We start from the raw sequence: 22,033 nt of genomic DNA on the forward strand, positions 1-22,033 counted from the left end.
TGGTTATTCGTCCATCAGATCGATACCGATTGCTCTCTTGATCTGGTCACGGAGGCCGCTCGCGCCGCCGGAACCGCCGAGCGTCACGAGCGTCGGCTCGATGCTGCGCTCGACCGACTGCCGGGCGTTGCGCGAGAGGTGGTCGAGGTCGTCTTCGTGCATCACGATGATGCCGACGTCCTCGTCCTCCAGCGTTCGCGTCACGGCTTCGTCGAGTTCGTCGTCCTTCGCTTCGTCCGGGACGTTCTCGAACTTGCGGACGCCCGCAAGCCGAAAGCCCGTGGTGAAGTCCGGACTGCCGATAACTGCGATTTCCTGGCTCATAGGATGACCAGCTCCTCTTCTATTGCATCGGGGTCCAGCCCGGCCTCGCGGCCGCGGGCGATGGCCCGGATGTTGTCGACCTCGCGCTCCTTGGCGAGGATGTACGAGACGATTGGCGTGACGGAAAGCGGGAACACGTAACCGAGCGTGTCCGCGTACTCCAAGAGCGCCGCGTCGAGGGCGCGCTCGAAGCCGATGAGGCTGTCGGCCTCCTCGAGGTCCGAAAGGGCCGTCGAGAGGCGGTCGCCGTACCGGCTGTCACGAATCTTCGACACCAGCTCGTCCGGGCTGGTCGCCAGCGACGCGAGCTCCGACGCGCGGAACAGCGTGCCGCCCTCGATGAAGTAGTCGACGGGGTCGAGGTCGGCACCGCTGCGAGCGATGCGGAGCGCGTTGCGAGCGTTTCGGAAGTCGATTTCGGCTTCGAGGAACTCGCGGTACTTCTTTGCCTCTTCGCCGACGACCAGACCCTCGAGCAGCTGCTCGTAGAAGGCGCGGTCGACCGCGTTCTCCAGCGGGACGAGGACGCCGACTTCCTCGTACTCCTCGTAGGCGGCCGCGAGGCCGTCACCGAAGATGGTGCCGGAGAGGATACTGACGACTTCTTCCATCTCGCCTGCGTCGAGCAGTCGCGAAAAGAGTCGGTCGTCGAACTCGCCGGCGCGGATGAGGTCGGATTCGACCTCCTCGCGAGATGCGCCGGAGTAAATGCCGCGGATAATCGTCTTCACGTTCCACGCGTCGAACTTGCGGAGGTACCGCGCGATGAGGTCGTAGAGGCGGCCGTCTGCCCAGTCGAGGATATCGTTGAACTGCTTCGCCAGATTCTGGTTCAGCGCGTACTCGATGAGGTCGACGCCGGAAAAACGGCTCCCGAGCGCGTTGACCTCGGTCTCGTACTCCGATTCCTCCATGAACCGAGCGATTTCGGCCGGTCCCATACGGACCAGTTTGCGGTACTCCTCGTCGCCGAACAGGGCACTACGTCGCGCTCGAACGCGAGCGATGACGTATTCGGGATTCGAGCCGCCTGTAGTGCTCATTGGTCGTCGAACAGTCGCGCACTCACTTCCTTCAGATTGTCCTCCCAGACTGTGTCGAGGACCGAGTCGAAGGTGTTGTTCACCCGGACGCGCGAGTTCGAGCCCTCGACCACGACGCCACCGAGGCAGTCGCGCTCGCCGGCGAACTCGTAGCCGTCGTAGTCTTCGAGGATGCTCGAAAGCAGGTCCTCGTCGTCGGCACGGCCGTAGACGGAGACTTCGTCTTCGTCTTCGAACTCGACCGACGCCGCGTCGAGCAGCGAGCGGGTGAGCTCTTCGCGACGGTCGCCTTCCAGCTCGGCGAGCTCGCTTTCGACCTGCTCGCGGACGCGCTGGAGCACGTCACGACGGGCGCTGAGTCGAGCCTGCTTGGCTTCGAGTTTCGCGCTGGAGAGCGCCTGTTCGCGCTCCCGTTCGAGTTGTTGCTCGACGTCCGCCTTCCGCGACTCGAGGAGTTCTTCGGCGTCGGCCTCGGCCTCGGCGACGATTTCGTCCGCCTGGTCCTGGCCGTCCTGCCTGATGTCCTCTGCGCGTGCGCGGGCTTCGTCTCGGATGTCCTCAACGACGTTGTCCAAACTCATAATGGGAAAGAGAGGGGGTGCTTAGGCCGCGAAGACAACGACCAGTGCGAGGATAACGAGGGTCTCGGGGAGAACCGTAAGGACCAGCCCGTTAACGAAGAGGTCCTCGTCTTCCGCGATGGCGCCCATCGCAGCGGAACCGATGCCACGCTCCGCGTAGCCTGCGGCGAAGGCGGCGATACCGACGGAGAGGGCCGCTGCAGCGCCTTCGGTGATCGCAGGCGAGGAAGCGGTTTCATTCTGCAGTGCAGTCATGAGGGGTTCAAGTGCTTCAATCATTGTGTGTTCCTGAGTACCGGATTGTCGTCTCCGAACGTCTGCATGTGGCGTCAGCCGTATCATAAAGGTTCCCAAAACGTCTGGAGCGGTCTGTCTACGACGGCGGAATCGTCGTCATTGCAAAAGCGGCCGCTCCGAGCGAACGAAGTCAAAAAAGAATCGCCGGAGAGGGTTAGTCTTCGGTCGTGAACTCGCGGTCGTACCCGAACGGATTGTACTCGCGGCCGCCGCCCTCGAAGAACTTGTTGAAGAACTCGACGTACTCGAGACGCACGGCCTGTAGGCCGGCGCTCGTGACGCCGAGCGCGAGGACGACCAGGTGACCGACGACGAGGACGAGCAGTCCGCCCACGACGCCCGCGGCACCCGTGTGGAAGATGCCGCCGAACAGGACCTCGGTCACTTCGTAGCCGTGGTAACTCAGCGTTTCACCCGCGCCGAGTGCCGCCACCGCGGCGGAGTCGGGCATCCCGCCGAGCCCGAAGTGCCAGCCGCCGTGGTCGTCGACGTACACGCCGAAGACGAGCAGGTTGACGGCGAACGCCATCGACGCCTTCGCGATGAGGACCGCGCCGAGACGCGTGTACGACAGGACGTTCGAAAGCGGGGCGGCGAACTCGACGAGTTCGGCCAGTTCGGCCATCCCGAGGAGCACCGCGCCGAGGATGTACATCCCGAAGCCGGCCCAGCCGACGATGAACGAGAAGCCGGAGAAGCCGAGCGGGATGAGCCCGTCAGCCGCGAACGTGGTGAACAGGAACTCCGGCGGCACGCCACCGAGCGCGTCGCTGAAGATCCAGATCCACAGGCCGTTCAGCATGAGGATCCACGAACCGCTTTCGAGGACTGCGTCCTTCGCGCCGTGGAGTTCGTAGTTCTCGAAGAAGTCGAGGATGTACCCCACGTTGATGTGGAAGATACCGACGGCGACGCTCACAGTGAGCCAACCGAGGGCCCACTCAGAGGTGGCCGGCGACAGTCCCTTCTCGATGGGCGGGTGCGACATCCCGAGCACGCCTTCCCAGAAGTACTCGGTGATGAGGTGGAAGCCGAATATCTCGCCGTAGAGGATGCCGAACAACGTCGTGAACAGCCCCGCGGCGATGGTGACGCCACCCATGCTCTTGATCGCGCCGTCATCGAACTTCGAGTAGAGGAAGAAGCCGATGGCGGTGTAGATGACACCGTACCCGAGGTCACCGATCATGAACCCGAAGAACGTCGGGAACGTCAGGAACAGGATGATGGTCGGGTCGAACTCGTAGTAGCTCGGGCGATTGACCGCCTGAACGAGGATTTCGAACGGCTTGACTGCGCCGCTGTTCTTCTGGACGACCGGCGGGTCGTCGCTGGACATCGAGACGGTTCCGCCGTCGGTGGCGGCGACCGTGCCACCACTCTCGGCGACATCCTCGCGCGCGTGGTCGTGCCCGTCACGCGAGAACTCGGCGCGTTCGAGCTCCTCGACCGCGACGTGCTCGCCGACCTCGTCTTTGAGCGTGCTCGCGAACGTGTTGTACCGCTCGCTCGGAATCCAGCCCTCGGCGACGAAGGCGTTCTCCGTCGTCGCGAACGAGAGCGGCGCTTCCGTCTTCTGGACGTCGATTGCGAGGCGCTCTTCGGCGGCGAGGAGGAACTCGCCCTCCTCGACGGCGATGTCGTGAAGCTCGGACTCGACGGTCTCGAGCTTCGACTCGATTTCGCGCTTCTGCTGTTCGAGGTTGCGGATGTGCTCTTCGGGGCTTCCCGAGGCGTCCGGGACTTCGAGCGTGGCGAACTCGACGCCGACGAGCGCGTCGGCGAGCGCCATCTCGTCGGCACCGTCGACCGGGCGGCCGAAGATGGCGTGCGTTCGCTCGCCCGAGAAGATCTCGTAAGCGTTGATCTCGTCGGCGTCGACGACGGCGCGCTCGACGGGTTCGACCTTCCCCTGTCCGACGACGACCTGCAGCGTCTCGTACCCCGAAAGCAGGTCGAGGTCGAGCCCGAGGTCGACGAACGGCTCCATCGCGTCGATTTCTTCGTCCACCGCGCGGAGCTCGTTTTCGAGCTCTGAGCGGCGGTCGTCCAGTTCGTTGACCTCGGCTCGAATCTCTTCGAGGGGCTCGCCGAGCGCGTCGTCGGGGACGATGCGCTGCCGGCCGGAGTCGGTGTCTTCGACCCCGAGGATGCTCTTGAGCGAGCGGACGGTGACGAGCTTGTCGGACGCGCTCTCGGCGCCTTCGATGGGCGACCCCGTCTCGAATCCGAACTCCTCCTGCCACGAGCCGTCGTATTCGGTGACGTGCAGCAGTCGGAGGTCGTGGACAGCCTCGATGACCTCGGGCATGACGCCCTTGGAACCGGTCACCGAGACCTTGCTCATCTGCTCAGGTCTGAGCATCAACCGCCTCCTCGAATTTGCCGATGGCGAATTCGACCGCGTCGTCGATGTGGTCTTCCGCCTCGGCAACCAATTCGTCGCGGGCGTCCTCGCCTTCTTCGAGGATGCGTTCCCGCTCCGTCTCTATTTCCGCGCGTCCCTCCTGTAGACGCTCGGATTCGAGCTCTGCGGCCTCTTCTTCGGCCTCGGAGCGAATCTCATCGGCTTCGCGACGCGCCTCCGCGACGAGCTCCTCACGTTTGGCCTCGGCCTCTTCAACGATGTCGTCGGCCTCCTGCTCGGCCGTTTTGATTCGTTCGAGAACCTCTTGTCTCGGCATACTCGTATCACAGGAACGTTGCACAAGCGCTGTATAAGGTGTTTGCGGAAAGTCTGTGACAGACGCTCGGGGAACGCGGCGGTTTACCCCCCGTGAACGCCGACCGGCGCGGCGAATCCGCACCGTTATCATCGGTGAGTCCTAATCCCGGCGCGATGGGAGTCCTCGAAAACAAAGCGCGGGCCCGCCTGTTCTACAAGTACCTCTCGAAGGTGTACGACCGGGTGAACCCGTTCATCTGGAACGAGGAGATGCGCGACGAGGCGCTGGAGATGCTCGACATCCAGCAGGGCGACCGCGTCCTCGACGTGGGCTGTGGCACCGGCTTCGGAACCGAGGGACTGCTCCGCTACACCGACGACGTCCACGGCCTCGACCAGAGCATCCACCAGATGCAGAAGGCGTGGGAGAAGTTCGGCAAGAACGACGAGGTCAGGTTCTATCGCGGGGACGCAGAGCGGCTCCCCTTCGCCGACGACTCCTTCGACGTCATCTGGTCGTCCGGCTCCATCGAGTACTGGCCGAACCCGGTCACCGCGCTCGAGGAGTTCCGACGCGTGGTGAAGCCGGGGAGCAAAGTCCTCGTCGTCGGTCCCGACGACCCGAAATCCGGCGTCTTCCAGAAGTTGGCGGACGCCATCATGCTGTTCTACGACGAGGAGGAGGCCGACCGAATGTTCGAGGCCGCCGGCTTCGTCGACATCGAACACCACATCCTCCAGCGCCAGCCCGGCAGTCCGCGGGCCATCGTGACCATCGCGCGCGCACCAGAGGAATAAATCGCGACCGCCGCGTTCGACTCGGACGCTCGTTTTCGTCACCCCTGACTCACGACGCGCTCGCTTCGAGCACCGCGACCGGCGTCTCCCCGTCGAAGACGCGGACGGTTACCGTCGCGCCGAGTTCGATGTCCGGGTCGTTCGTCCCCGCGAGTTCGAGCGTCGCCGTCTCGCCCGCGGTCCACCGGGAGTCGGCCGCGGCGTTGAACGGACCGGTCGGTCCGGGACGGAACCCGCTGGCCGAGAAGAACGGCACGGGCGGTTGGTGGGCGAGCGGCTCTCCGTCCACGGAGATTCGAATCGCGAGTGACTCCACGTCGAGTGGCGCGCCCCCCTCGTGGGTCAGCGACAGCGTGTCGCCCGAGACCTCGAGCGACAGCGCCGTCGGCCGGGTCGGCGTCGGCGAGGAGTCGGCCGCGTCGAACGCCGCCGCGCCGACGGCGGCCGCGACGACGACCACGAGACCGATGAGGAGCACGCTCCCGAGGAGCACGGACGAGCCGCGAGTCGAGCGGCGGAACTGACGGGACATCGAGACGGGGTGGCCCCGTCATGGGATAAGAAGCTCCGGTCAGATGACCGCCGGCGGACCGGGCGGTGCGCCCTCCGAACCGACCGACGCGGAACTCGTCGACTCGGTCGGCGTCGAGGTGATCATCGCGGCGCTGTCGTTCGCCTCCGCGGTCGTGTTCATGACGAGGTCGGGCATCGGCGTCGGTGAAGTGGTGAGCACGACCGCCGAGTTGCCCTTAATCACCGTAATGGTGTAGGGGGACGACGGCGAGACGGTCCAGAGCGTCCCGTCGGTACCGGTGTGGCCGAGAAGCGTGCTCTCTTGGCTGGCTTCGAGCCCGATGGTGACGTTCGCGTCTACCGGGTCGTCGCTCCCGCTTTCGTTCAGCTGGATTCGGAGCGGTCCGCCGGGGTAGGTCCGGTCGACAGTGAGCGCGAGGCCGTCTTTGACCTCGGTCGCGACGGCCCCGGTCGCAATCGAACCGAGGGGGCGGGTCTGCGATTCCTTGAACACCCGTCCGCTCCCGGCGTCGACGTAGGCGGTCAACTGACCGCGGTCGTAGTTGATTCGCACGCGGTGGCTGTCACCGGCGCTGATGACGTTGGTCCCGTTCTGCGCGGCGCGGCTCGAGTAGATGGTGGGGTAGCTCTCCGCGACGATGTCGAGCGCCTCCTCGTAGGAGACCGTGCTCTGGTCGCGGTTGCGGAGCCCGGCGCGGTAGGCCTCGCGGACGTACTCTCCGTCAGCTACGACGCCGAGGACGACGCCCGTCTCGCTCGTTCGGACGGAGAACCGCGCGGCATCGGACTCCCCGGTCATGACCAAGACGGCGTACTTTCGGACGGGACCCGTGAACGTGTCGAGTTCGCGTTCGAGCGCCGCGAGCCGGCCGGAGTTGATAGAGAAGTCCGGCGTCTCGGTGGCGAGTTCCCGGAGGGCGACGCGTCGCTCGTTGAGGCCGCGGGCCTCGGCGTCGATTCGCGCGAGTTCGACGAGGAGTTCGCGCGCGGTGAGCTCCCCCGCGTTGAACTGTTCGACTGCGGAGCGCTGTGCGCTTTGCAGCGCAATCGCGCGTTGCTCGATGCTGTTTATCTCGTCGAGAATGAGCTGTTGGCGGGTGCTGTCGTCGCCCGCGGACTCGATACGCTCGATCGACGCGCGCGACTGAACCTCGCCGCTGGCATCGAGGCCGGCGAAGCCGAGGGACGGGCCGAGGTCGACATGGGCGGGCTCGACGGTCGCTCGAACCAGTTGCGACGACGGGATATCGAGGACGTGAATCGTCTCGTTGGACGGGGACTGGACCTGCGCGGGGGCCGGCTCGTCGAGAGCCGTCGCTTGGGCCGAGCCGTCCGCGGGACCGACCGCGCCGAGAACCGGCGACGCCACCAAGAGCATGACGACGACGAGCGGGAGGGCCTTCATCGCCGTGAGGGTACACGGTGCCGGTACTAAAATGACCCTCTTGACGCCGTCGTCCCCACGAGCCACGGGAGTCGGCCTCGGCGGCGTATGACGCTGTTGAGTCGATGGAAAGCGTTTTCATCGCCGGATGAAACGGATTTACGTATGCGGAGCGCCGCCCTCATCGTTGCCCTCCTCACCATCGTCTCCGGCGTCGCAGTCCCGGTGGCGGCCACAGATATGACTGCGGTTGGCGCTCACGGCGTTGACGCGGCAGTCGACGATTCCGGAGTCGGCGATTTCGGTACCGACTCTCGCTCGCAAGCGCCCGCCGCCCTCGGCCGCGCACCGCTCGTCACCCAGCAGACGAGTCTCGAACGGTCGCCGCGGACGGAGATATCGATTCGAGTTCGCGACGACCGCTCGGCGGACTGGCGCATCGAGATGCGCTACGAGCTCGAGACGCGAAACGAGACCGCGGCGTTCGAAGAGTTCGCACAGGAGTACGAGCAGGGAACCACCGACGTCGGCCCCGACGCCGCCTTCTTTCAGCGCGTCAGCCAGACGGCCGCCGAGCAGACCGGTCGGTCGATGACCGTCCAGAACGCGACGACGACGGGGTACGTCGAAAACGGGACCGGCGTCCTCGTGTTGAGGTTCACGTGGACGAACTTCGCGGAACAGACCGACGAAGGGCTGCGCGTCGGTGACGCCTTCTCGGCCGGCGGCGGCGAGACGTGGGTCACCTCCCTGCAGTCGAACCAGAACCTCACGATTCAGACGCCCCCGGGCTACGCCGTCAGCGACACGGACATCCCGCTGGAGAACAACGCCGTCGTCGCCGAGGGACCGCGGACGTTCGAGTCGACCGAGCAACTAAGCGTGAGTTACGTTTCCACAGGGTCGGACGGAGCCATCCCGTGGACGCTCGTCGGTGGCGGTGCCATCGTCTTCTTGGTGCTCGTGGCGGGTGTCGTCCTGTTCACCCGGCGGCGACCGGGCGACGCGGACGCGGTCGAACCGTCGGCATCGACGCCCACGCGGCGTCAGGAGCCGACGCCGGAACCATCCGACGAACTCGGCACCGACGGAGAGGTTGACGACGACGGCGAAGCAGGCGAAGCGCCCGACGATGTCGACCTCGACTTACTCTCGGACGAAGAGCGGGTCGAACTCCTCTTGGAACGGAGCGGCGGGCGGATGAAGCAGGCGAACATCGTCAAGGAGACCGGCTGGTCCGACGCCAAAGTCTCGCAGCTCCTGTCGGCGATGGCCGACGAGGGGCGCGTCGAGAAACTGCGCCTCGGCCGCGAGAACCTCATCTCGCTCCCCGACGAGGACGAAGACGAGGAGTAATCGGGCGACGGCGTCGCCGACGACCGCGGTGCGAAAACGTTTATTCTCCCCGGTCGGTAGTGAACGTTGATGAAAGTTCTCGTAACCGTCAAGGAGGTCGCCGAGGTCGAAGAGGACTTCGAGCTCGACGGGCTCCGCGTGGCGGACCAGTACCTCGACTACGACCTCAACGAGTGGGACGAGTACGCGGTCGAGGAAGCCGTCCAAATCGCCGAGGAGAGCGACGACGACGTGGAGGTCGTCGCCGTCACCATCGGCCCCGAGCGGTCCGAAGAGACCATCCGCATGGCGCTCGCCAAGGGCGTCGACCGCGCGGTCCGCGTGTGGGACGACGCGCTCGACGGCGTGGACCTGCTCGACGTGGGCGCGAAGACGCGCCTGCTCTCGGCGGTCGTCGAGGAGGAAGACCCCGACCTCGTCCTGACGGGCGTGCAGGCGAACGACGACAGCTTCGGCGCGACCGGCGTCTCGCTCGCCTCGGCCATCGACTTCGAGTGGGCCGCGGTCGTGAACGCGCTCGACCTCGACGCCGACGGCGGCGTGGCGAACGTCCGCCGCGAACTCGAAGGCGGCGTGGAGGAGCTCACCGAGGTCGACCTGCCCGCGGTCCTCACTATCCAGACGGGTATCAACGAGCCCCGCTACGCGAGCCTGCGCGGGATTCGGCAGGCCCAGTCGAAGGAGATCAAGCCGCTCGCGCTCTCCGACCTCGGCCTCGACGCCGCGGCCGTCGAGTCCGACCTCGTCCTGACCGACGTGTACGAGCCGGAGACCGAGTCCGACGCGACCTACTTCGAGGGTGACGCCGGGGAGCAGGCCGCCGACCTTGCGACCGTCCTCCGCGAGAAGGGGGTGGGCGCGCAATGAGCGACGTGCTCGCCGTCGTCGAGCACCGCCGCGGAAGCCTCCGCGACGTGTCGTTCGAACTCGTGACGGCCGGCGCCGACCTCGTCGGCGACACCGGCGGCGACCTCCACCTCGCGGTCATCGGCGGCGACGTGGACGCCTTCGCCGAGGCGCTCTCGCTCGCCGGCGTGGACGCGATTCACACCGTCGCCGAGGGTGACGAGTTCAACCACGACGTGTACGTGCAGGCCGTCGAGGCCCTCTCCGAGGAGCTCGACCCCACGTACGTCCTCATGGGCAACACGGTCAACGGCCTCGACTACGCCCCCGCGGTCGCGGAGCGCCTCGACCTCCCGCTCGTGACCGACGCCATCGGCCTCCAGAACGACGGCGGCCTCGTCGTCACCCGCGAGATGTACGCCTCGAAGGTCGAATCGACCGTCGAGGTCGACGCCGACCGCGCCGCGGTCACCGTCCGCCCCGGCGAGTGGGACGCCGCCGAGGAGCCGGGCGAGCCCGCGGTCGAGGCCTTCTCGTTCGACCTTGACGAGTCACGCGTGCGCTCGCGCGTGACTGGCTTCGAGGAAGTCGGCAGCGGCGACGTGGACATCACCGACGCCGACGTGCTCGTCTCCGTCGGCCGCGGCATCGAAGAAGAAGAGAACATCGAGCTCGTGCAGGAACTCGCCGACGCGCTCGGCGCGACGCTCTCGTCGTCGCGGCCCATCGTCGACAACGGCTGGCTCCCCAAGGACCGGCAGGTCGGCCAGTCCGGGAAGGTCGTCACGCCGAAGTTCTACATCGCAATCGGCATCTCCGGCGCCGTCCAGCACGTCGCCGGGATGAAGGGTGCCGAGAACATCGTCGCCATCAACACCGACCCCGACGCGCCCATCTTCGACATCGCCGACTACGGCATCGTCGGCGACCTCTTCGAAGTCGTTCCGGAGCTTATCGAACAGTTCGAGTAAACGTTCAATCTTTTTGGTCCAGGTTTTTGCGGACGCGAACCTGTGAGCGACGTCTCCGGGGCACGTGTTCTCTGAGCGCCGCACCCCAGTCGCGCGGTTTCTCCAAATCCGGTACGTACTTCCCTACCCAACCCTACGAACCGACAATGGAATACCTGGAGCGCCGGGTCACGATGGTAAACGACCGCCTCGAGGAGGTCGTCTCGGCGGTCGAGCCGTCGGAACTCGCCGACCAACTCGACCACGTCGCTCTCGCGGGGGGCAAGCGCGTCCGCCCCGCCGTGACCATCCTCGCCTGCGAGGCCGTCGGTGGCACCCCCGAGGACGCCGTCGACTTCGCGGTCGGCGTCGAACTCGTCCACAACGCCTCGCTCGTCGTCGACGACATCATCGACCGGTCCGACATCCGCCGCGGCACGCCCAGCGCGTGGGCCGAGTACGGCTACGGCCCGGCAATCATCGCCTCCGACGGCCTGCTCGGCGAGGCGTTCGCCCTCCTCTCGTCGTCAGACCGCGCCACCCGCATCGTCGCCGAATCGATGGTCGAACTCGGCGAGGGCGAGGCGACCGAACTCGTCGCGGTCCCGTCCAACGAAGACGAGTACATGCAGCTCGCCCACCGCAAGACGGGCGCGCTGTTCCGCGCCGCCGCCGAACTCGGCGCCGTCGCCGCCGGCGGCGACGCCCACGTCGTCGAGGCGTTCGGCGACTACGCGGCCCGCGTCGGCGTCGCCTTCCAGATTCGCGACGACGTGCTGGACGCCACGGCCGACGCCGAGGAACTCGGGAAGCCGACGGGACAGGACGCCGAGATGGGCCGGCCGTCGCTCGTACAGGTGACGGACCTGACCCCCGAGGAAGCGAACCGCCGGGCCCGACAGCAGGCCGACGAAGCGCTTTCGGCCCTCGACTCCTCGGGCGTCGAAGACTCGGAGCCGCTGGAGTACCTCCGCGACCTCGCGGAGTTCGTCATCGTCCGCGAGAGCTGACGGGGCGACTTCGAGTTCGGCACCGACGACGCTGAAAACCGACAGAAAACGCCGAGCGGAGCGACCGCCCGCGACTGATTACGCGGGTTGCTCGCCGTCGCCGTCCGAGCCGGTCGGATAGCGCGACTCCGCCACCGCGAACGTGAGCGTGCTCAGCACGCCGAGGAGCGTGCCGACCGTGAGCGCGACGGCGAGGCCGGGGAGGTAGAACTTCTGGACGCCGACGACGCCCTCGGGGAGGAAGAAGCCGGAGAGCGCGTACAGCACGATGGCGATGGCGAACACGTAGAACGGCGCGTTGAGGTAGCGCCACTTGAACCGGTCGTGGAGGTACTCGTCTGTCACCTGCCCGAGGCTGCTCGTGATACCGGCGGCGGCGAACCACTCGACCGCGCCGTGGACGAGCGTCGCGAGGATGAGTCCCGGCGCGGGGTCGCCGCCGACGCTGTCGGAGACGGTTTCGAGGAGTTCGACCCCGCGGACGCCGCCGACGACGAGGAGCGCCGCGGCGGCGACGTAGGTGATGATAGTGACGCGACCGGCGTAGAGGACGTTGCGCGCACGGTTGGCCGCCTCGTCGACGGCGGATTCGAGGCCGAGCCCGCGGAACAGCGTGTACAGGCCGAGGAGCGCCGAGATGAGACCGAGGACGACCGCGCCGGGCACGTCGAAGAAGCTGGCGATGGTGACGAAGGGGTAGATGAGAAGCAGGATGCCGAGCGGGACGAGGATGGTCCCGCGGGTCTCGGGGTCGGCGAGCACCTGCTTCATCGTGTAGTACATCGATTCGAGGTTCTGGGCCTGTCTGACGACGACCCGACGGACCCCGTCGATGGGGACGCGAGAGCGGATGACCGGCAGGACCGACTCGTCCTGTGCGCCGTCGGTGATGACGATGGCGTGGACTGGCTCGCCGGTCGAGAGGCTCGCGAGGACGGTGTCAATCTCGTCGCCGATGGCGCGGTTCGCTTTCACGTCGCTTCCTTCCAACCCGGTGACCGCCGCGACCTCGACCTCCTCGTCTTCCGATTCGAGGAGTTCGTCGTGGACCTGAATGCCCTGAAAGAGGACGTTCACGTCGGAGTCCTCCGGGTCCGCGGTGGCCAGCGCCACCGCGGCGTCCTCGACGCGCTGTCGGCCGACGACGGGCGTCGAGAGACCCGTCTTGCGGCCGAGGTCGTCGTCGAGGTCGACACAGAGGACCAAGAGCATCGTTGACTCCTATGCCACGGGGATATATCTGCTTTCGGGGGCGCGGTCGCGGTGGCGCGGTCCGTCGGTCTCGCGGAGCGAGCGGGCGGTCGCCGGGGCGCGGTCGTCGTCCTCTTCGGTTCGCCCCGGTCAGTCGGTCGCGCCGGCCTCGCCGACGGGGTCGAAAAGCACCTCGAAGCGCGCCCCGGACCCGCCGTCGACGACCCGAATTACCCAGCCGTGGGAGTCGACAATCTGCCGGACGATGCCGAGTCCGAGGCCGTTTCCGTCGCCGTCTTTGGTGGAAAATCCCGAGTCGAAGACGTGGTCGCGAATCGACGCCGGGATGCCGGGGCCGTTGTCCTCGACGAAGAAGCCGCGGTGCGATGGGAGGGCACCGACGCGAATCACGAGCTCCGAGTCGTCGCTCGCGGTGGACGCGTCGTCAGGGTCGCTTCGGCCGTGCTGGAGCGCGTTCCGAAACAGGTTCTCGAAGAGCCGCGTCGCCCGGCTCTCGTCGGCTTCGACCACCGGGAGTTCGCCGACCTCGCAGCGCACGTGGCCGGCGTTGGGCGAGCACATCTCCCACGCGGTTGCCGCGGCGTCCGCCAGCGAGACTTCCTCCGCGTCGAGGACGGAACGCCCGTCGCGGGCGAGAGAGAGCACGTCTTCGACCACGTCGGTGATGCGCCGGTGGGCGCGTTCGACGTGGTCGAGGTGGCTGCCGTCGTCGAGTTCGCGGGCGAGTTCGAGTCGGCCCTGAGCGACCGCCAGCGGCCCGCGAATGTCGTGCGAGAGGACCCGGGCGAAGGCGTCGAGTCGGGCGTTCTGCTGGGTGAGTTCGCGTTCGTGACTGATGCGCTCGGTGAGGTCCGACATCACGCCGAGGATGTTCGTCACGTCGCCGTTCTCGTCGAGGAGTGGGACCGCGCGGGCGTTCGCCCAGCGGATGGTCTCGCTCCCCTCGGGGATGAACCGGAACTCGTACTCGTACTCGTACTGCTTGTCGACGCCGCCGTCTCGGATGTCGGCGAACATCTCGTCGATGGCTCGCCTCAGTTGGTCGCGGTCGTCGACGTGGACGAGTTCGAGGAACGAACGCGGGTCCTCGTAGAGGAGCGACACGTCTCGCCCCCAGACGCTCTCGAACTGGTCGTTGATGTAGACGATGTCCAGTTCGGTCGGCTCCGAGATGAACACCATGTCCGGGAGCGACGAGATTATCTGCCTGGTGAGGCGCTCGGAGCGCCTGAGGAGCCGTTCGGACTCCAGTCGGGCCGTGACGTCCATCGCGGTCCCGACGACGACGGACTCGCCGTCGACCGCCGTCCGCTGACCGGTGATTTCCAGCGTCGTCTGCCCGCCGGTTCGGTCGCTGACGCGGACGGTGTACGACATCGATTCGACGCTTCCGTGTTCCCGGCTCTTCAGGCTCTCGTCGACGATGGCGCGGTCCTGCTCGACGATGAAGTCGGTGATTGGGCGGCCGACCACGTCGTCGGTGTCGTAGCCGAGCAGGTTCGAGAGGTACTCGTTGACGAACTCGATTCGACCGTCGCGTATCACGTACAGGCCGACGAGCGACTGGTCGGCGATGACCCGGACCCACGCGTGCAGTTCGTCGAGTTCGGTCGACTGACGGGCCGCGGCGGCCGCCTTCGAGATGCGGTAGGCGAGCACCGCGAGTTGAGCCTCTGTCGGCGGTTTCTCGACCACGTCGGCGACACCGGCGTCGAACGCCTCCCGTACGACGTCCACAGAGTCGAGCCTCGTGAACAGAATCACCGGCGGCGGGTTGGGTAACTCTCGGAGACGGAGCAGCGCGTCGAAGCCCGTGGAGCCGCCGAACTCGAACTCGGTGACGATACAGTCGAACGGCGACTCGGCGTGCGCCTCGAGCGCCGCGACCGGGTCGTCGACCGCCGAGACCTCGAGACGGTCGCACGCCTCGAGCGCCGGAACCGTGTCTGCGACGGTTTCGGGGTCGTCGTCGACGAGAAGGACCCGGACCGGACCTTCAGCGTGGACGACGGGACCGAGAGACATGACATACTGTCAGTCATATACAACAATAACCGTACCGGCGGGCGGAACGGTTCCCGGGCAAAGTCGGACGCCTTTTGACGATGCGCCAAGTACGGTTCCGTAATCGAATGATCTCGAAGGGATGCGAACAGTGCGCCATGGGCGGCAAGATGGTGCTGTTCGTCTACGGGTACTGCGACCAGCGCGATTGTTTCTACTGCCCGCTCGGCGAGAATCGCAAGAACGTCACCGACGTGTACGCCAACGAACGGAAAGTCGAGTCCGACGCGGACGTCATCGAAGAGGCGAAACGCATGGACGCGCTCGGCTCGTCCATCACCGGCGGCGAGCCACAGGAGGCGCTCGACAAGACCTGCCGCTACATCTCGCTTCTCAAAGACGAGTTCGGCGAGGACCACCACATCCACCTCTATACGGGTATCACGGGCGGTCGCGAGAACATGCGCCGCCTCGCCGAGGCCGGCCTCGACGAGATTCGCTTCCACCCGCCGCTCGAACTCTGGGGCGACATGCACGGCACCGAGTGGGAGGACATCCTCTACATCGCCCGCGAGGAGGGCCTCACCCCGGCGTTCGAGATTCCGGGCATCCGCGCGGAACGGGAGTTCCTCGACTTCCTCGACGAGGGGGCCGCCGAGTTCTGCAACATCAACGAGTTCGAGATGTCCGACGGTAACTACCGCCGGATGCAGGAGAAGGGCTACGAACTGCAGGACGGTCACATGTCGGCGGTCGACGGCTCGAAGGAGGCCATCCTCGACGAGATGGGCGACCACGAGCGCGTCTACTTCTGTACCTCCGTGTTCAAGGACGCCGCCCAGCACCGAAACCGCCTGAAGCGCATGGCCCGCAACCTCCGCCGGCCGTTCGACGAAGTGACGGACGACGGCACGCTCGTCTACGGCAAGACCTACACGCCCGCCGAGCGCTTCATCGAACTCGGCGTCCCCGACGAGTTCTACAGCATCAAGTCGAACCACGTCGAGGTCGCGTGGTGGCTCCTCGAAGAGATGATAGAAGACGGCGACGTGGACGACGGCGAAATCGTCGAGCAGTACCCGACCTACGACGGCACGGTCGTCGAGCGGACGCCACTGGCCTGAATTCGGACGTTTTTGGTCCAGATTTTTGCGGAGTGAGTGCGAGCGTCACGACCGGAAGCGGTGGTGCCGCCGCGCCCGAGTTCTCGTGAGCGCGACGAACAGACTCGGCGTGAGCGCGAGCGCCGCGGCCGCGGCCGTCGTCGGACCGAGCGGAAGCCGCATCGCGACGCCGGCACCCGCGACCGAGACGCCGACGAGCGCGCCCGCGGCGATACCGACGCGCTGTTGACGGTGCGTCGGGCGGAACCCGCGGGCGTCGGCGTAGAGCGCCCCCGAAAGCCCGAGGACGAACCCGAGGAGCGCGCTCACCGTTCCGAGGCGGGGCGCGAGCGCGAGGAACGCCGCGCCGACGACCGCACAACAGACGAGCGACTGGACCGGAGACAGGGGGTTCACGTCCGCGCCGAACCGAACCGCGTAGGCGACGGGCGGAAGCGTGACCACCACCGCGGCGAACACGCCATCGAGCGGTTCGACCGTGGCGCGTTCGAGGACGGCGGTCGTCGCGGTCAACAGCCCGATGGCCGCGCCGAGGCCGAGGACGACCCGCGGAGGGAGCGCCTCGGAGGGGTCGTCAGACCGGAGGACGCCGAAGGCGGCGAAGGGATAACAGACGACGGCACCGAAGAGGAGCGGGCGAAACAGCGTCCCCGAGAGGACCGCCGCGGAGACGGTCGCGGACAGGCCGAGGAAGACGCCGATGAGGAGTGCGAACTCGGGGACGCGTTCTGCCATACCGCGGGGTTCGGGCGAGCGACAGAAAGCGTTTCGGCGGGCGGCGGGCTACCCGCAAGCGTTTAGAGTGCCCCTAGTGTACCTCCCCGCATGTCCGACTGTCCACTCGCGGACGACTGCCCGAGCTTCTCAGAACGAATCGCGGGCATGGGGTGCCAGTACTACGGCGACCGCGGCGGCGCGGAGTGGTGCGACCACTACGAGCGCCCCATCTACGAGCTCAAACAGCAGCCCGTCAAGCCGGGCGAGGAGGTCATCGTCACCGTCGAAGACATCCACGAGAGCGGTGCGGGAGTCGGTCGGACCGAAGACGGTTTCATCGTCTTCGTCGACGGACTGCTGCCGGATGCGCGCGCCGTCGTCCGCATCGACCGGGTGAAGGGGAGCCACGCCCGCGCGAAGAAAATCGTCGAGCGCCTGCCGCTGGACCCCGAAGCCGAAGACAGCGAGGCGGGCGAGACGGGCGAGGCGACCGGAGCCGACACCGAATCCAAATCCAAATCGAGCGGTCGCGACGGCCCGAAGCGCCCCGAGGCGCTCGGGAGCCGAGACAACTTCTGGGGCGAATAACGCCGACTCGTCGGCGACGTCCCGTGGACAGTCAGCCTGCTGTATCTTTTTTCACCCCCGAGACCTACCCCGTGGTATGAGCGACGCCGGACGCGACGACGAGACGGTCCCCGACGTAGACGAACTCCTCGATAGAGCCGGGTTCGACCCGGAGACGAGCGTCCTCACCCGGAGGCAGGCAGAGGTGCTCGCGCTGCGCGAGCGGGACGTCCGCCAGTCGACCATCGCCGACTTCCTCGGCACCTCGCGGGCGAACGTCTCCAGCATCGAAGCCAGCGCCCGCGCCAACGTCGAGAAGGCCCGCGAGACGGTGACGTTCGTCGACGCGCTCACCGCGCCGGTCCGCGTCGAGGTCCCCGCCGGAAGCGACCTCTACGACGTGCCCAAGCAGGTGTACGACGCCTGCGACGAGGCGGGCGTGAAAGTGAACCAGACCGCGCCGGACCTGATGAAAATCGTCTCCGACGCGGCCGGCGACGCCGTGGAGGGGCGAGAAATCAAAGAACAGCTCTTCGTCGGCGTCACGAGCGACGGGCGCGTCCGGGTCCGCCGGCACGCCGACGGGGTCTGACCGCGCGCCCGCGCTGGAATCGCTCTCACCGCCGGCGTCCTCGGTTCACCCCACGTCGTGCCGCGAGGCCCACGCTTTTGCTCGCGGCGCTCGTCGGCCCGCGCATGGAACTCGGACTCGACGGCGACACGGTCGTCGTCACGGCGAGTTCGGCCGGCCTCGGGCGCGCGAGCGCCGCGGCGCTGGCCGACGAAGGAGCGAACGTCGTCGTCTGCGGGCGCGACCCCGAGCGCCTCGCGGCGACCGAATCGGACCTGAGCGACCTCGACGGCGACGTGCTCGGCGTCGAGACCGACATCACGAGCAAAGGAGACGTCGAAGCGCTGGTCGAGGCGGCCGTCGAGGAGTTCGGCGGCGTCGACCACGTCGTCACCTCGGCCGGGGGCGTGCCGCCGGGCGGGTTCGCCGACCTGACCGAACAGGAGTGGTACGGCGCGTTCGACATGCTCGTCATGAGCGCTGTCTGGACCGTGCGGGCGGCGCGGCCGCACCTCGAAGCGAGCGACGCGGGGACGGTGACCTGCATCACCTCCACCTCTGTCAGGGAGGTCATCGACGACCTCATCCTCTCGAACGCGGTCCGCCGCGGCGTCATCGGCCTCGTGAAGTCGCTGTCGCGCGAACTCGCGCCGGGCGTGCGGGTGAACGCGGTGCTGCCGGGCGCACACGAGACGAGTCGCATCGAGGAACTGGTCGAGGCGGCCGTCGAGCGCGGCGACCACGAGACCTACGAGGAGGGCCTCGACTCGTGGTCCGACGGGATTCCGCTGGGTCGCGTCGGCGACCCGCGCGAACTCGGCGACGTGGTCGCGTTCCTCGCCAGCGACCGCGCGAGCTTCGTCACTGGGGCCTGTGTCCCGGTCGACGGCGGACGACTGCGGAGCGCCTGACGCGGCGCTCGACCCGTCTCAGAACGCGTCGCGGTCGCGGAGGATAGAGACCGCATCGCGCACTTTCTGCGCGTCTTCTTTCGGCACGACGAGCACGCGGTCGCCCCACGCGACGACCGCGAGGTCGGAGACGCCGACGAGCGAGACGTTCGCGCCGTCGGTGGCGACGACGTTGTCCGCGGCGTCGACGAACACCGGGTCGTCGCCGAGCGCGACGTTGCCGTCCTCGTCGGCGTCGACGATGCGTTCGAGGGCGTCCCACGAACCGAGGTCGTCCCACTCGAAGTGGACCGGCACGACCGCCGCGTCCGCGGCGCGCTCCATCACCGCGTAGTCGATGCTGACGCCCTCGACCGCTTCGAAGCCGGCGTCTGTCTCCCCGTCGTCGAGGGCGTCGAGGAGGGGCGCGAGCGGCGAGTCGCGGACGGCCGAAAACAGCGCCTCGGGCGTCCACGCGAACATCCCGGCGTTCCAGAGGTAGCCCTCGTCGACGTAGCGGGCGGCCGTCTCGGCGTCCGGTTTCTCGTGGAACGCGGCGAGGTCGCGGTAGCCGCCGCGGTCCGCGCCGGGTTCGATGTAGCCGTAGCCGGTGTCCGGACGGGTCGGGTCGACGCCGAAGGCGACGAGCGCGCCGGTGTCGGCGGCGACGCGCGCGCCGCGGGTCATCGCCTCGGCGAAGCCGTCGCCGACGTGGTGGTCGCTCGGGAGGACGACGACGACCGGGTCGTCGTACAACTCGGCGATTCGGTGGGTCGCGTAGACGAGCGCCGGGCCGGTGTCCTTGGCCGCGGGTTCGACCACGACCTCGGCGTCGGGCGCGTGGTCGGCGATGTCGTCCGCGAACGCGGGCCGCGTCGAGACGACGACGTGGTCGGCGAAGTCGGCGCGGGCGACGGTCTCGGCGAGGAGGGAGCGGTCGCCGCCGAGCGGGAGGAACTGTTTGGGCCGGTCGCTCCGGCTCGCGGGGTACAGGCGGGTGCCGGTGCCGCCGGCGAGGACGAGCGCGACGAGTGGTCGGTCCATGTCGGAGGGTGGCGCTACAGCCTCAAAACCGTACCACGTCTCCAACCGCGTCGCTACCGATGTCGCCGACCATGTCACTACTCATCTCGCCTACCACGTCTCGACCATCCCCTCGCGGATGTCCTCGACACAGCCCTGACAGTCGGGGTGGTCGGGGTCGAAGCAGGCGGGACGGCCCTTCGCGTCGACGGCGACGGCGCGGCGCTCGGCGTGGCGGCGGCAGACGATTTTCGCGCGACCCTCGGCGTCCCGCGGGAGGGAGTGCGTCGGAGACGAGTCCCGACCGTCTCGATAGGCGCGTTTGGCCTCCTCGTAGCGCTTGCCGGCGGTGCGGGCGGCGCTGCGGATGATGCTTTCGAGGCGGTCGTCCATGGTGTCGAGTGCGTGCCCCGAGGCTATCAATTCCTCGCTCGGTGCGGCGGTTCTGGCGCGCTCTCGGCCGCGACGTTCACTTTCACTGCGCCGTTTGCAACTTTTTATATGAGTACGCATCCAAGGTCAGTATGCCTCCCAATGGAAACCAAGGTGGAGGCGAGGTAGACCATGACTGATTTGCGAACCCATGCGGCTGAGATAGCCGACCAGTTCTCGGACCACCTAGACGTGTCCGCGGACGAAGTCGAAGAACGATTAGAGAGTCTCGTCACCGAGTACCGCGTCCCCGTCGACGAAGCGCGGCGGAGCGTCGTCAACAGTTACCTCGACGAGGCCGGTATCGAGCGCGACGAGCTCGCCGGCGGCTCCGGCGGAAACGAACAGACCCTGCTCAACGACATCGACGAAGACGAGCAGTGGGTCGACGTGCGCGCGAAGGTCGTCGAACTCTGGGAACCCCGGAGCGAGTCCATCGCGCAGGTCGGCCTGCTCGGCGACGACTCCGGGCGGATGAAGTTCGTCTCGTTCACCACGTCCGAACTCCCCGAACTCGAAGAGGGGAAGTCGTACGCGCTCGGCAACGTCGTCACCGACGAGTACCAGGGCAACTTCTCCGTGAAGCTCAACCGGACGACGAGCATCACCGAACTCGACGAGGAGATCGAAGTCGGCGACGACTCGACCAGCGTCGAGGGCGCGCTCGTGGACATCCAGTCCGGGAGCGGCCTCATCAAGCGCTGTCCCGAGGAGGGCTGCACGCGCGTCCTCCAGAACGGGCGCTGTTCGGAACACGGCAGCGTCGAAGGCGAGTTCGACCTCCGCATCAAGGCCGTCGTCGACGACGGCGACGAGGTCCACGAAGTCATCTTCAACCGCGAGATGACGGAGGAGCTGACCGGTATCGAACTGGACGAGGCGAAGCAGATGGCCATGGACGCCCTCGACACCACCATCGTCGAAGAGGAGATGCGCGGTGACCTCGTGGGGTTCTACTACCGCGTCACCGGCCCGACGCTGGGCCGGTACGTGCTCGCCAACGAAGTCGAGCGGCTGAGCGAGCCGGCGGACGCAGAAGAACTGCTCATCAAAGCGAGGTCGATGTAAATGAGTTCCAACGAAATCCCCACCCGAGAGGTCGCCCGGCGCGTCTTCGCACAGGAGTTCAACGACGCCGGTTACACGTTCAAGGAGTCCGACGACGAGCGCGCGCCCGTCTACCTGCTGCTCCCGACGGGAGAGAGCGCGAACCGCGTCTTCCTCGTCGGCACGCTGACCGAGAAGGAAGACGTCGGCGAGGACAACGAGTACTGGCGGGGTCGCATCGTCGACCCGACGGGGACATTCTTCGTCTACGCCGGCCAGTACCAGCCCGAGGCCGCCAGCGCGCTGCGCGACCTCGACGCGCCCGCCTACGTCGCGGTCGTCGGCAAGCCGCGGACGTACGAGACCGACGACGGCAGCATCAACGTCTCCGTCCGCCCCGAGTCCATCACCGAGGTCGACGCGGCCACGCGCGACCGCTGGGTGACGGAGACCGCCGACAAGACGCTCGACCGCATCGCGGCGTTCGACGACGAGGGCAACGAGTACGCGCGGATGGCCCGCGAGCACTACGACCTCGACCCCGAGGAGTACAAGCGCGCCGCCATCGCCGCGCTCGAAAGCCTCGAACAGGCCGACGAGCTGAGCGCGTAAGCGAACGCCCCGCCCGCGCGACCCGGCGCGTCAACGAGACGCGCAC

The 22,033-nt window shown here is 67.1% G+C and carries 24 protein-coding genes; 11 read left to right on the forward strand and 13 right to left on the reverse strand.

Translation table 11 applies throughout. From position 1 onward, the window contains the following. Positions 1-3: 3 nt before the first annotated feature. The 6 genes from DEQ92_RS07275 to ahaH form a co-directional block, all read right to left on the reverse strand. Entirely contained in the window at positions 4-324 is a 321-nt protein-coding gene (locus DEQ92_RS07275) for a V-type ATP synthase subunit F (RefSeq protein ID WP_004044608.1), read from the reverse strand. Further along, positions 321-1,367, reverse strand: a complete 1,047-nt coding sequence (locus tag DEQ92_RS07280) for a V-type ATP synthase subunit C (RefSeq protein ID WP_115820613.1) — start codon at positions 1,365-1,367, stop codon at positions 321-323. The genes DEQ92_RS07275 and DEQ92_RS07280 overlap by 4 nt, the downstream gene beginning before the upstream one ends. Beyond that, positions 1,364-1,948 carry a V-type ATP synthase subunit E gene (locus DEQ92_RS07285; protein ID WP_004973643.1) on the reverse strand — a complete coding sequence of 195 codons (585 nt, stop codon included), beginning with the start codon at positions 1,946-1,948 and terminating at the stop codon, positions 1,364-1,366. The genes DEQ92_RS07280 and DEQ92_RS07285 overlap by 4 nt, the downstream gene beginning before the upstream one ends. Positions 1,949-1,969: 21 nt before the next feature. Then, the gene (locus tag DEQ92_RS07290) at positions 1,970-2,227 is read right to left on the reverse strand and encodes an ATP synthase subunit K (RefSeq protein WP_049913345.1); all 258 of its coding nucleotides are present in this window, start codon (positions 2,225-2,227) and stop codon (positions 1,970-1,972) included. A 172-nt stretch (positions 2,228-2,399) separates the two neighbouring features. Continuing rightward, positions 2,400-4,610, reverse strand: a complete 2,211-nt coding sequence (locus DEQ92_RS07295) for a V-type ATP synthase subunit I (RefSeq protein ID WP_115804439.1) — start codon at positions 4,608-4,610, stop codon at positions 2,400-2,402. After that, positions 4,597-4,929 (reverse strand): ATP synthase archaeal subunit H, encoded by a 333-nt coding sequence (ahaH, locus tag DEQ92_RS07300; protein ID WP_004973649.1) that lies wholly within the window; start codon positions 4,927-4,929, stop codon positions 4,597-4,599. Before ahaH ends, DEQ92_RS07295 begins: the two co-directional genes overlap by 14 nt. 155 nt (positions 4,930-5,084) lie before the next feature. Here ahaH and DEQ92_RS07305 point away from each other — a divergent pair, with 155 nt between their 5' ends. Next, positions 5,085-5,708, forward strand: a complete 624-nt coding sequence (locus tag DEQ92_RS07305; protein WP_004973651.1) for a methyltransferase domain-containing protein — start codon at positions 5,085-5,087, stop codon at positions 5,706-5,708. 49 nt (positions 5,709-5,757) lie between these two features. Here the strand turns inward: DEQ92_RS07305 and DEQ92_RS07310 are convergent, their stop codons facing one another. Both DEQ92_RS07310 and DEQ92_RS07315 read right to left on the reverse strand, forming a co-directional pair. Next, positions 5,758-6,240, reverse strand: coding sequence for a type IV pilin (locus DEQ92_RS07310; protein ID WP_115820614.1), 483 nt, complete (start codon positions 6,238-6,240; stop codon positions 5,758-5,760). A 39-nt stretch (positions 6,241-6,279) separates the two neighbouring features. Next, entirely contained in the window at positions 6,280-7,647 is a 1,368-nt protein-coding gene (locus DEQ92_RS07315; protein ID WP_115804437.1) for a hypothetical protein, read from the reverse strand. Positions 7,648-7,791: 144 nt separating this feature from the next. Between DEQ92_RS07315 and DEQ92_RS07320 the strand changes: the two genes are divergently transcribed. From DEQ92_RS07320 to DEQ92_RS07335, 4 genes are all read left to right on the forward strand, one after another. After that, a complete protein-coding gene (locus DEQ92_RS07320) occupies positions 7,792-8,982 on the forward strand; it encodes a hypothetical protein (RefSeq protein ID WP_050458511.1) in 1,191 nt (396 codons plus the stop codon). Between the two features lie 69 nt (positions 8,983-9,051). Then, positions 9,052-9,849 carry an electron transfer flavoprotein subunit beta/FixA family protein gene (locus DEQ92_RS07325; protein ID WP_004973659.1) on the forward strand — a complete coding sequence of 266 codons (798 nt, stop codon included), beginning with the start codon at positions 9,052-9,054 and terminating at the stop codon, positions 9,847-9,849. Continuing rightward, positions 9,846-10,799 (forward strand): electron transfer flavoprotein subunit alpha/FixB family protein, encoded by a 954-nt coding sequence (locus DEQ92_RS07330; protein ID WP_050458510.1) that lies wholly within the window; start codon positions 9,846-9,848, stop codon positions 10,797-10,799. Before DEQ92_RS07325 ends, DEQ92_RS07330 begins: the two co-directional genes overlap by 4 nt. A gap of 146 nt (positions 10,800-10,945) precedes the next feature. Beyond that, on the forward strand, positions 10,946-11,788 hold the full coding sequence (locus DEQ92_RS07335; RefSeq protein ID WP_050458509.1) for a polyprenyl synthetase family protein: 843 nt from the start codon (positions 10,946-10,948) through the stop codon (positions 11,786-11,788). Between the two features lie 78 nt (positions 11,789-11,866). Here the strand turns inward: DEQ92_RS07335 and DEQ92_RS07340 are convergent, their stop codons facing one another. Further along, entirely contained in the window at positions 11,867-13,000 is a 1,134-nt protein-coding gene (locus DEQ92_RS07340; RefSeq protein WP_004973664.1) for a DUF373 family protein, read from the reverse strand. Positions 13,001-13,129: 129 nt separating this feature from the next. Further along, on the reverse strand, positions 13,130-15,025 hold the full coding sequence (locus DEQ92_RS07345) for a PAS domain S-box protein (RefSeq protein WP_115820615.1): 1,896 nt from the start codon (positions 15,023-15,025) through the stop codon (positions 13,130-13,132). 107 nt (positions 15,026-15,132) lie between these two features. Between DEQ92_RS07345 and DEQ92_RS07350 the strand changes: the two genes are divergently transcribed. After that, positions 15,133-16,128: a radical SAM protein gene (locus DEQ92_RS07350; RefSeq protein WP_049904989.1), complete on the forward strand. Its 996-nt coding sequence runs from the start codon at positions 15,133-15,135 to the stop codon at positions 16,126-16,128. A gap of 45 nt (positions 16,129-16,173) precedes the next feature. On the opposite strand, the gene DEQ92_RS07355 is transcribed toward DEQ92_RS07350, so the two are convergent. Continuing rightward, positions 16,174-16,863 (reverse strand): hypothetical protein, encoded by a 690-nt coding sequence (locus tag DEQ92_RS07355; RefSeq protein WP_050458507.1) that lies wholly within the window; start codon positions 16,861-16,863, stop codon positions 16,174-16,176. 90 nt (positions 16,864-16,953) lie between these two features. Between DEQ92_RS07355 and DEQ92_RS07360 the strand changes: the two genes are divergently transcribed. The 3 genes from DEQ92_RS07360 (at position 16,954) to DEQ92_RS07370 (ending at position 18,894) form a co-directional block, all read left to right on the forward strand. Next, positions 16,954-17,433, forward strand: a complete 480-nt coding sequence (locus DEQ92_RS07360) for a TRAM domain-containing protein (protein ID WP_115820616.1) — start codon at positions 16,954-16,956, stop codon at positions 17,431-17,433. 76 nt (positions 17,434-17,509) lie between these two features. Next, positions 17,510-18,004 (forward strand): Tfx family DNA-binding protein, encoded by a 495-nt coding sequence (locus DEQ92_RS07365; RefSeq protein ID WP_004973672.1) that lies wholly within the window; start codon positions 17,510-17,512, stop codon positions 18,002-18,004. A 104-nt stretch (positions 18,005-18,108) separates the two neighbouring features. Beyond that, complete coding sequence (locus tag DEQ92_RS07370; RefSeq protein ID WP_115820617.1) at positions 18,109-18,894, forward strand: SDR family oxidoreductase; 786 nt, start codon at positions 18,109-18,111, stop codon at positions 18,892-18,894. An 18-nt stretch (positions 18,895-18,912) separates the two neighbouring features. On the opposite strand, the gene DEQ92_RS07375 is transcribed toward DEQ92_RS07370, so the two are convergent. Continuing rightward, a complete protein-coding gene (locus DEQ92_RS07375) occupies positions 18,913-19,917 on the reverse strand; it encodes a mannose-1-phosphate guanylyltransferase (RefSeq protein WP_115804433.1) in 1,005 nt (334 codons plus the stop codon). 90 nt (positions 19,918-20,007) lie between these two features. Next, positions 20,008-20,289 carry a hypothetical protein gene (locus DEQ92_RS07380; protein ID WP_004973677.1) on the reverse strand — a complete coding sequence of 94 codons (282 nt, stop codon included), beginning with the start codon at positions 20,287-20,289 and terminating at the stop codon, positions 20,008-20,010. A 171-nt stretch (positions 20,290-20,460) separates the two neighbouring features. Between DEQ92_RS07380 and DEQ92_RS07385 the strand changes: the two genes are divergently transcribed. Both DEQ92_RS07385 and DEQ92_RS07390 read left to right on the forward strand, forming a co-directional pair. Continuing rightward, on the forward strand, positions 20,461-21,396 hold the full coding sequence (locus tag DEQ92_RS07385; RefSeq protein ID WP_004973680.1) for a replication factor A: 936 nt from the start codon (positions 20,461-20,463) through the stop codon (positions 21,394-21,396). Then, positions 21,397-21,987: an RPA family protein gene (locus DEQ92_RS07390; protein ID WP_004973682.1), complete on the forward strand. Its 591-nt coding sequence runs from the start codon at positions 21,397-21,399 to the stop codon at positions 21,985-21,987. Positions 21,988-22,033: the final 46 nt, after the last annotated feature.

It is taken from the genome of Haloferax sp. Atlit-6N (assembly GCF_003383195.1).
Classification (GTDB): Archaea; Halobacteriota; Halobacteria; order Halobacteriales; family Haloferacaceae; genus Haloferax; species Haloferax gibbonsii.